The 11,570-nt window shown below is 60.4% G+C and carries 8 protein-coding genes and 1 pseudogene; 7 read left to right on the top strand and 2 right to left on the bottom strand.

Annotated elements, in window-relative coordinates:
- Both F4X08_12290 and F4X08_12285 read right to left on the bottom strand, forming a co-directional pair.
- A pseudogene (locus tag F4X08_12290) lies at positions 1 to 129 on the bottom strand (hypothetical protein).
- A gap of 410 nt (positions 130 to 539) precedes the next feature.
- The gene (locus tag F4X08_12285) at positions 540 to 2,552 is read right to left on the bottom strand and encodes a DUF2339 domain-containing protein (GenBank protein ID MYD26581.1); all 2,013 of its coding nucleotides are present in this window, start codon (positions 2,550 to 2,552) and stop codon (positions 540 to 542) included.
- A 242-nt stretch (positions 2,553 to 2,794) separates the two neighbouring features.
- Between F4X08_12285 and F4X08_12280 the strand changes: the two genes are divergently transcribed.
- The 7 genes from F4X08_12280 to F4X08_12250 all read left to right on the top strand — a co-directional run bounded on the left by F4X08_12280 (position 2,795) and on the right by F4X08_12250 (position 11,563).
- Positions 2,795 to 3,883 carry a Gfo/Idh/MocA family oxidoreductase gene (locus tag F4X08_12280; protein MYD26580.1) on the top strand — a complete coding sequence of 363 codons (1,089 nt, stop codon included), beginning with the start codon at positions 2,795 to 2,797 and terminating at the stop codon, positions 3,881 to 3,883.
- On the top strand, positions 3,870 to 4,871 hold the full coding sequence (locus F4X08_12275; protein MYD26579.1) for an aldo/keto reductase: 1,002 nt from the start codon (positions 3,870 to 3,872) through the stop codon (positions 4,869 to 4,871). The genes F4X08_12280 and F4X08_12275 overlap by 14 nt, the downstream gene beginning before the upstream one ends.
- A gap of 280 nt (positions 4,872 to 5,151) precedes the next feature.
- Complete coding sequence (locus F4X08_12270) at positions 5,152 to 5,508, top strand: L-rhamnose mutarotase (protein MYD26578.1); 357 nt, start codon at positions 5,152 to 5,154, stop codon at positions 5,506 to 5,508.
- A gap of 91 nt (positions 5,509 to 5,599) precedes the next feature.
- A complete protein-coding gene (locus F4X08_12265) occupies positions 5,600 to 8,998 on the top strand; it encodes a hypothetical protein (protein ID MYD26577.1) in 3,399 nt (1,132 codons plus the stop codon).
- 484 nt (positions 8,999 to 9,482) lie between these two features.
- Entirely contained in the window at positions 9,483 to 10,376 is an 894-nt protein-coding gene (locus F4X08_12260; GenBank protein ID MYD26576.1) for a phytanoyl-CoA dioxygenase family protein, read from the top strand.
- Positions 10,377 to 10,426: 50 nt separating this feature from the next.
- Positions 10,427 to 10,609, top strand: a complete 183-nt coding sequence (locus F4X08_12255) for a hypothetical protein (GenBank protein ID MYD26575.1) — start codon at positions 10,427 to 10,429, stop codon at positions 10,607 to 10,609.
- An 81-nt stretch (positions 10,610 to 10,690) separates the two neighbouring features.
- Positions 10,691 to 11,563, top strand: a complete 873-nt coding sequence (locus F4X08_12250; GenBank protein MYD26574.1) for a 6-bladed beta-propeller — start codon at positions 10,691 to 10,693, stop codon at positions 11,561 to 11,563.
- Positions 11,564 to 11,570 lie beyond the last annotated feature (7 nt).

The raw sequence follows: 11,570 nt of genomic DNA, 5'->3' as shown, positions 1-11,570 counted from the left end.
TCCATTTCGGCCAGGTTTTTCTCGAGGACCCCGAACCTGCCATCGATCGCCTCGAAACGTCTCTCGTTCCTGGCATCCATTTCGGCCAGGTTTTTCTCGAGGACCCCGAACCTGCCATCGATCGCCTCGAAACGTCTCTCGTTCCTGGCATCCATCTCGGCCAGGTTTTTCTCGAGGACCCCGAACCTGCCATCGATCGCTTCGAAACGTCTCTCGTTCCTGGCGTCCATCTCGGCCAGCTTATCCACGACGATCCCAAACTTGCCATCGATCGCCTCGAATCGAGTTGCCAACATTTCCTCCAGTGAATGGAAGAGCGAGTTCACCTCCATCACCGTGGCGAACACCTCAGCCGGCGATTCCTTTACCTTGTCGTCTCCCATAATTCCCTCCCGGTGAATACATGATTGCGCTTGTGAATGGACCAATTCGATAGGGTCTAACGAAATAGTCGGAGGTCTTTTGTAACCTCTCGCACGTTTTTTTCAATCGGATTGGTCGAATCAGAAAAGCGTATCGGATCAGCGTAGCGTTCCCAATCAGGAAGCCGGCCGGTTCCGGTAGTAGAGGTAGGAGACGGCGATGAGTATGGCACTCAGGCCGAGGAAGGCGACGATACGGTAGAGGGTGTCCAGGAACATGAGGTCGAAGACGAAGACTTTCAACACGGTGCAGCCGAGGTAGACGATGGCCGCCGCGCGCAGGGCGGGGATGTCCTGCCACCGTCCCAGCGTCATGACCAGTGCCGCGCCGAACAGCCATGCGCCCGATAAGGCGAGTTGCCGCAGGTTCTGCAGCTGCTCCGGCGAGCCGCCTTCCGCTGTGATGGCCAGGTAGTGGAAGTAACTGAGCACTTCCACCGTGCCCCAGACCAGGAAGAGGAAGGTCCAGGCCAGGTGGAAGACCGTGTAATGCCTGCGGTCGCTCTTCGATTCGGTGAGGCCCCGCAGCATGCCGGCGCACGCAAGCAACGATCCGCCTACGACCCAGTACGCGGCGGTGCGGGACGAGAATACCGGTGCATAGTTGGACACCAGGTTGAATACGTAGGCGCCGCCAAAAAGAAAGATCCCGATGAATGAAAGCGCCAACAGGGCCGTACCGGCGTGTCGGACGGCGCGTACTTCGCGGTATGCGCCGTATCCGAACAGGGTCAGTGCTTCAAAGGCCCAGATGACGACAGTGATGTAGGGGGAGAAAAAGCTCAGCGGGGCGCGAACCGCCAGCAATATGGCCGCGGTCGCATGCACGGCGGCCGCGGATCGGTCGTCTGTATTGCGCGTGATCCAGGCGGTCAGCGCGAAGTAGGCCAGAGAGAGGAAGGCCGTGGCGATCCCTTCCGAATAGACCAGGTAGTTTTGCGGAGTAAGAGACTGGAACCCGATGAAATCCCATATGCCTTCCGTGTGCCGCGAAAGGCGCATGAGCATCACGTAGAAACCCAGTGCGTTTACGGTTACCGCGATCCACCGCCACCGTCGCTTTCCCGTATCGCCGGCCGCGGACCGGTAGAGACTCAGCCAGGCGAACAGTGCCCACCAGAGTATTAGGAAGGCCAGGGCCGTTGCGAATCCTTCGGGCAGATCGGCCCGAAACGACCAGGTCAGGTACGTGGCATAGGTCGCCGCGATGCCCAGCGGCTCGAGCACTCTCCAGTGGCGCCGGCTGAGCAGCACCGCGATGAGGCCGGCGTCGAGCAGGGTGATGTAGACGAAGAGTCCGAGGGTGTTCAATTGGGTGGTGACGAGCAGGAATGGCGTCAGGAATCCACCGGCCCATCCGAGCAGGGCGATGGCCCGCGCGTCGTAGCGCAGGGAAAGCAGCAGGGCCGCGGCCGTCACCACGGCCATCAGCAGAAAGGCAACGGGTTGCGGAACGAGGCGGTAGAAATCGTAGGCGGCGTAAATCGATAGGTAGAGGATTCCCACGCCCGCCCCGGTCAGGCCCTGCGCGAATACGGACATGCCGCGCCGGTGGAACCGGTGGCCGCCGGCGACCAGCAGCAGGCCGGCCACTCCGCCCAGGACCACGCGCGCCGTTTCGTTCAACCAGTCGTTGTCGAAGGCGTATTTCAGGAAAAAACCTACGCCGAGGATAAGGGCGAGGGCGCCCACGCGATTCAGCAGCTTGCCGCCGATCAGGGTCTCCCACTCCTCGCGGGTGCGGGGGCGAAGCATGTGGGACAGCCGGCTGGCTGCGTCGCCGGCTTGTGCAGGGCCTGGTACTTCTGTGGGCGAATGTGCGGCTTGCGCCTGGCTCGGAACACTCTCGGCCGGATGCGTAGGTCCTACGGTCTCCGGTTGCGGTGCGTCGTCCAGTTCCGGCGCGTCGTCCGGTCCCTGCGCGTCGTCCGGTTGCGGCACGTCCTCGGATCCCCGCGCGTCGGCCGACCCCGGCACGCCACCACTGGATATCCCCGCAGCCGGGTCTCCTGTATCCTTAATATACCGCCGAACGGCCTCCTCGAGATGCTTTACGCGCCCCGAAAGAGACAGGTAGGTCCCGATGAGGATGAGGAGCAGGATTACGTTGAGTACGATCAGCAGTTCCATACGGATCGCATTCTACGCTATTCGGAGGTGCCGTGTCAAGTCAGTCTAACGGATTCGGACGACGCTCAGGGCCGTCTTTGGGATCGTTGACATGGTCCATGGCGCCGTCTATATTCGATTTCCGATGTATTATTCAGCCTCGCATTTTGTAACGGGCTTGCTTCGCGTAACACGTCTTCGCATGTTTCGCACGTAATATAACGCAACTCCACACGCAAAATCCGTCCTGGGAGGAGTTTTAGATGTCCACGGTCTATCGTGTCGGCATAATCGGGTGCGGCAGCATCTCGCACCTGCACATGAAGGGATACCTGGGAGAAGAGCGGTTCGAGGTCGTAGCGCTTTCGGACCCTGTGGCCGAGGCCAGGCAGGATTTCGGCGACCGGTACGACATCGGAAAACGCTATGCCGACGTCCGCGAGATGATGGACAAAGAGGAACTCGACGTCGTCAGCATCTGTACGTGGCACAAGCTCCACGCACCCCTGACCATCGCCGCCTGCGCGCGCCGCCCGAAGGCCATTCTCTGCGAGAAGCCCATGGCCGTCAACATGGGTGAATGCGACGAGATGATGATCGCGGCCCGCCGGAACGACGTCAAGCTGGCCATCGCCCACCAGCGCCGCTTCAACCCGGTGTGGACCGATGCCCGGAACCTGATCGCAGAAGGCGCTATCGGCGACGTGCGGCACGTCCACTGCAGCGGCAGCCAGGGCCTGCTCAACGACTGCTCCCACATGTTCGATTTCATGCGCTACGTCATGAGCGATCCCGCGCCCGAATGGGTGCTCGGGAACATCGAACGCAAGACCGACCGTTACGAGCGCGACATCCGGATCGAGGACCGCAGCGCGGGCATCGTGGGCTTCGACAACGGGGCCGTGGGGCAGCTCCTGCAGGAGCTCCATCCCGAACGGCGGCAGGGCGGCTACCTCTACGGCACGGACGGCATGATGGACGTGAACGAACAGCGCGTCCTGCTCATCAACTCGAAAACCGGCGGCTGGGAGGAGCGCTCGTCGACCGGCGAGGACCCGAGCGTGGGCCAGGCCGTGGAACTGGCGGACTGGATCGAGGGCAAGTCCGAACACCGGGGCGAGGCATCCAACGGCCGGGCCGCCGTGGAGATCATCATGGGTATCTACGAATCGGCCCGCCTCCACGAGGTCGTCCAGATGCCCGTGCGCACCCACAGTTCGCCCATCGAGGAGATGATCGAGGCGGGCGACCTGCCCGTGGAGCGCCCCGGCCGTTACGATATCCGGGCCTTCCTGTTACGCGGGGAATCCATGCAGGGCGAGACGCCGGACGAGTCTGATGAGGAAGGATGACCTTGCGGGAATCGGCCGCACGGGGCTAAAGGTCAATCGCCTGGGACTCGGCGGCGCGCCCCTGGCGGGGTTGTACCAGGGAGTTACCGAAGAGGCCGCCGCCCGGGTCGTAAATGCCTACCTCGGCCACGGCCCGGGGTTCTTCGACACGGCCCCGCTCTACGGTAGCGGCGTGAGCGAGACCCGGTTGGGCGCCGCACTTTCAAGCCGCGACCGCGGATCCTTCGTCCTCGCCACCAAGGTGGGGCGCCTCCTCGTGCCCGACCCGGCGCGCGACCAGGACGTCTGGTCCGACGATCTACCGCCCGTCGGCCCCGTCTTCGACTACAGTTACGACGGCACGCTGCGCTCCCTGGAAGAGAGCCTCGCCCGCCTCGGACTCGACCGGGTCGATATCCTTCACATTCACGATCCCGACAATCACTACGAAGAAGCGATGGAGGGCAGCTACCGGGCGCTCGTCCGGCTCCGGGAAGAAGGGGTCATCCGGGCGGTCGGGGTCGGCATGAACCAGGCGAAGATGCTCGCCTGTTTCGCCGCCGAAGGCGATTTCGACTGCTTTCTTTGCGCTGGTAGATACACCCTGGTGGATCATACGGCGCTCAAGCGGTTGCTACCCCTTTGCGAGGAACGAAACATCAGTATCATCATTGGCGGCCCATACAACAGCGGCATCCTGGCGCAGGGCGCTGTGGACGGGGCGAAATTCGACTACCGCAAGGCGCCTTCGCATATCGTGGAAAAGGTGCGGCGCATCGAAGCGGTCTGCGGCCGCCACGGAACGCCCCTAAAGGCCGCAGCCCTGCAGTTCCCCCTGGCCCATCCGGCAGTGGCCGCCGTCATTCCAGGCGCGCGGTCGCCCGAGGAAGTGGACGAGAACTTACGGATGTTCGAAGTCGAGATACCCGCAGATTTCTGGTCAGAATTGCGGGAGGAAGGATTGATTCCCGATGAGGCACCGACGCCGGCGGCTTCGGCGTCGGCGTGATACATACGGGGGATGGCGCATATGTCCCAAAACGCGGAAAATAGCATTGTCAATATTGATTAAAATAACCATCAACATGTAATTCTGTTTTGGATACATCCGCCCGGCGGCCCGCACATCCGCCCGGCGGCCCGCACATTCGCCCGACGGCGCGCACATCCACCCGGCGGCGCGCACATCCGCCCGGCGGCGCGCACATCCGCCCGGCGGCGCGCCCACCGCCCTGCGGCCCGCACACCGCACACCGCACACCGCACACCGCACCTTCAAGGAGATCCCAATGACCGCACACAAGGCCACATCGGAAACCACACCCCAGCGCTACGGCATGGTCCTCAAGGTCAGGCCGGAACGGATCGAGGAATACAAGGAGTATCATGTCGAGATCTGGCCAGGCGTGGCCAAGATGATCACGGAATGCAACATCACCAACTATTCCATCTACCTGAAGGACGGTTACCTCTTCTCCTATTTCGAGTATGTTGGCGACGACTTCAAGGCGGACATGGCGAAGATGGCCGCCGATCCTACCACCCAGGAGTGGTGGGACGTTATGATGCCGATGCAGGAACCGCTGCCGACGCGGAAGGAAGGCGAATGGTGGGCGGAGATGGAAGAGGTGTTTCACCAGGACTAGTTGCCGGGTGTCGCTGTGCCTGGGGTTCGTACCTCAACGAGTATTTTAAGCGGTCGTCCACTTTTCAAATTTCACTTCCGGAACCGAAACTATGACCGGCTTGGTGAGCTACCGAATGCTTCCAGCAGTATGTTCGGCCGTAGTCATCCTTGCCGCCTGTGGAAAAGACAGTCCGACCGCGTCCTCCCCAAACTCATCCCAATCAACGGAACGAGTACCGACCAGAATCAACGTTGCGCCGACGGATACCACGTTTATCGCCTTCGGTTCGCGGGTTCAGATGCAGTCCACGGTGGTCGACCAGAATAACCGTAGTATTCAGAACGCCAGCGTGACCTGGAGCAGTTCCGACAACACAGTGGTCAGTGTATTACCATCGGGATTGGCTACCGCCGTCGGTAACGGTACGGCGCAGGTCCGGGCCAGGTATCTGGGTCTTACGGCCGCTGCCGCGATCACTGTGCGACAGGTACCATCCGCGGTCCGGATCCAACCTTCCTCCGTCGTATTGATGTCGATACGAGATTACATCCAGCTCAGTGCCAGGGTGATTGATTTCCGCAACAACGATATACGCGACGCGGTGGTTTCCTGGCAGAGCGGAAATACCGCTGTGGCGACGGTCAGCGCCAGTGGCCGGGTAACCGCGGTTTCTCCCGGTGAAACCACCATTACGGCGATGTCGGGCCGGGTCTCCGGACAGGCACAGGTCACGGTACAGGATTCGGGGCCGCAGCCGAGTACCGACCGCGATGTGCTGGTTGCCTTTTACAACGCGACCGGTGGCCCGCAGTGGACGGACAACACGAACTGGCTGAGCGAGCGGCCGGTCGGCGAGTGGTACGGAGTAACCGTCGACCACAGCGGCAGCGTTACGCAACTGTCACTTCCCGGTAACAACCTGCGTGGGGGGCTGCCGTCTGTTCTGGGTGAATTGACGAAGCTCACGAGACTGGAACTGTGGCACAACCGTCTATCGGGTGTGATACCGGTGGAACTCGGTCGCCTGTCAGAACTCAGGACCCTGGCCCTGCAAATAAACAGGCTGACCGGCAACATTCCGGAGGTAGTCGGTCGGTTAACGAACCTGCGTACCCTTGCACTGGGCGACAACGAGTTGACGGGGCCGATTCCTCCCAGCCTTGGAGACCTGACACAACTGACCGTGTTACTACTAAACGACAGCCGTCTTTCGGGAATGATTCCATCGGAACTGGGCAAGCTGACAAACCTCATCGACCTCGGCCTGGATACCAACCAGCTGACCGGCGAGATACCGCCAAGCCTCGGGAACCTCGTTCAACTTAACCGGCTTCAACTGCAGGACAACCGGCTGGCGGGGCCGATTCCACTGGGTCTTGGCAACCTGGGCAAACTTGAGCGTCTGTATCTTTCCAACAACCGTCTGTCGGGTCCGCTTCCCGATGAAATGGGAAGGCTTGGCAGCCTGCGATTCCTCTACCTGCACCAGAATCCGGATCTCACCGGCCCTTTGCCGGTCTCATTCCTGGAGCTTGATCTCGAGGAACTCCACCTGGCTGGAACCATGGTGTGCGTACCGCCCGGTCCTGGATTCCAGGAATGGCTTTCCCGTTTCGAAGACGCGGGTATCGAGACCTGCCAAGATCCCGGGGAACCGCCAGGCCCGGTCGATCCGCCAGGCCCGGTCGATCCGCCAGGCCCGGTCGATCCGCCAGACCCGAATCCGGACCCCATGCCCGAACCTGGGTCTACGCCCAGTCCAGACCGGGATGCGCTGATTACCATCTACACGCTGCTGGACGGAGGAAACTGGTCGAACAACACGAACTGGCTGAGCGACCGTCCCGTGGGTGAGTGGTACGGTGTTGACACTGACACGGAGAACAGAGTGATTTCGCTTGATCTCGGGAACAACCAACTTTCGGGTGAAATACCCTATGAGTTGAGACAGCTGGCCAACCTGGAGCGCCTCGATCTGTCCGATAATCTCCTGACCGGCCAGATACCTGCTTCGATTACCGAACTACGCAGACTTGTGAGCCTGCGCCTAAATGGAAACATGGGATTGAAGGATGAGCTGAGCTCTTTTTTCAGGAATATGCATAACCTGCAGGAATTACTGCTTCACGGAACGCGCGTATGTGTTCCGGAAAATGACCGGTTGAAGGCCTGGCTTCGGGGGATAGCCAACAGTCGAGTCACAAGCTGCCTCGACCTCTGGTTCGAAAGGACTGCCCTGGATGACATTTACAGTAATACAGGAGGTATGAACTGGGCCCAAAGCGAGGGCTGGGCGAGTTCGCAGCACGTAGGCGCCTGGTACGGTGTGACGACCAATGAAGACGGGCGAGTTACCCATCTGAAACTCGCGGAGAACAACTTGCGGGGAAGGTTGCCGGACTATATACAGTTCCTGCCGTACCTTACACACCTCGATCTCTCCGGTAACCCATACCTGGGTGGACCGCTGCCGATCGAAATTACCCAGCTTGATCAATTGAATACGCTTCTGCTGGCAGGCACCCAATATTGCTTTTCGGAAGACGATCAGTACCAGGAATGGCTTGGTAAGATCACACATAAAAGCTTCAACACCTGTGGCGTGTTCGATCCTCATCCCGATATTGGCGCGCTAGTCGCGCTGTATAACGCGACCAATGGACCTGAATGGCTTGATCGGGGTAACTGGCTGGTACACGCTCCCCTGGAAACCTGGCATGGAGTAACCACTGATGCGGATGGCAGAGTGATCTATCTCAACCTGGCCGCGAACAAACTAAAAGGCGAGATCCCATCAAAGATCGGTGAACTGTCCAGATTGAAGCGACTCAGTTTTGAAGCAAACAGCCTGGAAGGCACCATACCCACGGAGATCGGCGGACTCCGCAACCTTGAGCAGCTTGTACTGGACAGAAACGATCTAACAGGCAGCCTGCCCAGTGAGATCGGACAGCTCGTAAACCTGGTTTCTCTGAGACTTACCGATAACGCGCTAACGGGCAATATCCCAACGAGTATCGGCAGTCTTTCAAAACTGACCTTTTTAGGCCTGAATGGTAACCGGCTCGACGGCGCCATTCCCAGTGAGATCGGACAGCTTACGGAACTAACCATTCTTTTTCTTGCCGGAAACAGTCTGACCGGCGCCATTCCACCGGAAATCGGAAAACTCACGAACCTGACCATTCTGAATCTTTCGGAGAACCTGCTGTCCGGAGCATTGCCGGACTCGCTGTGGCGTCTCGGAAAATTGGAGTATCTGGAACTTGCCATAAACAGATTGACGGGGACCGTCCCGCCGGACATCGTCCGCCTTTCGAACCTCAAGGGATTCGACATCAGATGGAACAGCGACATGACGGGTTCTTTGCCGAGGGAGATGATCAACCTGAACCTGGACCAACTGTTGACAAGGGAAACATCGGTCTGTATACCTACCGACGATGAGTTCCAGACCTGGCTACGGGGCATATCGCTTAAGGAACTCTCGGCGCCATGTTCCGAATGATCAGCCGGATCCGGGGAAGGTGATTACGATAAACGTTGTTCGTTCCATTGTACTACCCACGTTCTGTGTGTGTGTTTGCATGCTGACCGCGTGTGGTGGTGACTCACCCACCGAACCGGCCGTACAGGTACCGGCCAGGATCGACGTGACCCCTGGTTCGATTGCCTTTGAATCGGTTGGCCAGACGCTGACCCTGGCTGCGATCGTGATCGACACGAATCGAAATGAGATTACAGGAGCCGCTGTAGAATGGTCGACAAGCAATCCGATGATAGCCACGGTAACCCAGGGTATAGTGGTCTCTACGGGGTACGGATCGGCACAGATTACAGCAAAGTACGGAAGCGTTTCCAGAACGGTGAATGTCACGGTGAAACTATAGAAAAGCGGGATCGCGTTTCTGAAGTTGCCAACCGTCTTTCAAAACGTTAAGATTCGTTGTATGCGCCACGATCAGAACCGACTGTACAGGAGGCATTAGCCCATGGCCCTCACCGAAACGCAACTGGCGGAGTTCCACGACCGCGGCCTGGTGGTCGTCGAGGACGTGCTGACCGACGCGGACCTGGATCCCGTGATCGAGACCATGACCGAGTTCGTCGACCGGCGGGCGCGGGATCTCCACGCCGAGGGCAAGATCACCGACCTGTACGAGGACGAACCCTTCCTGACGCGCTACGCCCGAGTGTTCGCCCAGAGTGCCGAGATCGGCCACGGCATGGACATCTATGACCTGCGGGCGAAGCCGGTGTTCGACTTCCTCCGGAACGACCACCTGCTCGACGCCGTGGAGTCCTTCGTCGGACCCGAAATCACCTGCTCGCCCATCCAGCACATCCGGGCCAAGCCGCCGTCCCGCCTGGACGCCAGTCCGTCGTACAATGTGCCCTGGCACCAGGACTCGGGGGTGAGCTGGTCGGAGTCGGACCGGACCCTGGCGCTGACCTGCTGGCTTCCCCTGGTGGACGCCACGGTGGAACGGGGATGCCTGGAGGTGATCCCGGACGTGATCCACACCGGCCATCTCGACCACGTGTCGGACGCGGGCACGCGCATCAAGCCGGACCTCATGCCCGAGACTGAGGCGGAACCGGCCGAAGTGCGCAAGGGAGGGGTCGTCTTCCTGAGCCAGTATACGCCCCACCGGTCCACGCCGAACCTGACCCAATGGGACGTGCGCTGGAGCCTGGACCTGCGGTACGTGGCCTATGGCGCGCCGACGGGCCGGCCTTTCTTTCCCGATTTCTGCGTGCGGAGCCGATCGAATCCGGAGCGCGTACTGACCGATCACCAGGCCTGGGCGGACAGCTGGGTCGCAGCCCTCGAGGAACAGCGCCGCAATCCCAAGCAGGCCCACCGGGTTGCGCAAGCGCCTTAAGGAGCACCATCATGCTTTGAGGCTCGCCCCTGGGCACCAGGTTTGGCGCCATGGTATTCAGTCTGGTCGTCCCCGGACTGGGGCAGTTGTACCAGGGCCGCAGGCCGGCGGCGGTCATTCATTTCGTCCTCGCGGTCATGCTGTGGATGCTGGGTTACGGCTGGATCGTGCATCTGTATTCCGCCGTCGAGGCGGCGTTCCAGAACCCGGGCGACCGGCGTTGCGACACGTAGTCGTTTGTGTCTTGATTGCGAATCGAAACTTCAGGTATTGTTACGAAACATATTAATACGAAACGACAACATGAAAGAGGCATGCACATGAGTTTCGGCAGCGGCGCGTACACCTACGAGGTGCAGGAAAACTGGTACAGTCTGCCGGAGGGCTGGTCCTTCGGCTGGATTACGGGCGTGGCGTGCGATTCGCAGGACCGGGTGTACGTGTACTCGCGGAGCGAGCATCCTTTAATCGTATTCGACCGCGACGGCCAATTCATCAAGACGATCGGCGACGGCATTCTCAAGGACGCGCACGGTATCTACATCGACGGCGAGGACAACCTCTATCTCACCGACTGGCTGGATCACTGCGTCCGCAAGTTCGACCGCGATGGAAACCAGGTGAGGGTGATCGGCATGCCCGGCGTTCCCGGCGCGACGGACGGCGATCCCTTCCGGAAGCCCACCGATGCCGTCGTCGCGCCGAACGGTGACATCTACGTGTCCGACGGCTACGAAAATGCCCGGATCCACCATTACGACGCCGAGGGCCGCCACATCCACTCCTGGGGAAGCTGGGGCTCGGGTCCGGGCCAGTTCGAACTCAGCCATTGCGTCCGCATCGACCGCCATGACCGGATCTGGGCGTGTGATCGCACCAACGAGCGCATCCAGCTCTTCGACCTGGAAGGTAACTACCTCGAGGAACGCGCCGTTCCAGGCAAGCCCGACACCACCTTCTTCGATCCGGAAGAGGAGATCGTCTACGTGGCCGAACTCGACCAGCAGGTGGGTATATACACCCTGGACGGCGACCTCGTCAGCAGCTGGGGAGGTGGACGGCGCAGCGACCGGCCCGGTGAGTTCGCCGGATGTCCCCACGGCATCTGGATGGACTCCCGCGGCGACCTCTACGTCGGCGAGGTCCAGGCCGACGCCCGTTTGCAGAAGTTCGTGCGGACCCGCTGATCACAAT

It is taken from the genome of Gemmatimonadota bacterium (assembly GCA_009841265.1).
Lineage (GTDB): Bacteria > JAAXHH01 > JAAXHH01 > JAAXHH01 > JAAXHH01 > JAAXHH01.
This window is presented reverse-complemented; position numbering and strand designations above follow the sequence as displayed.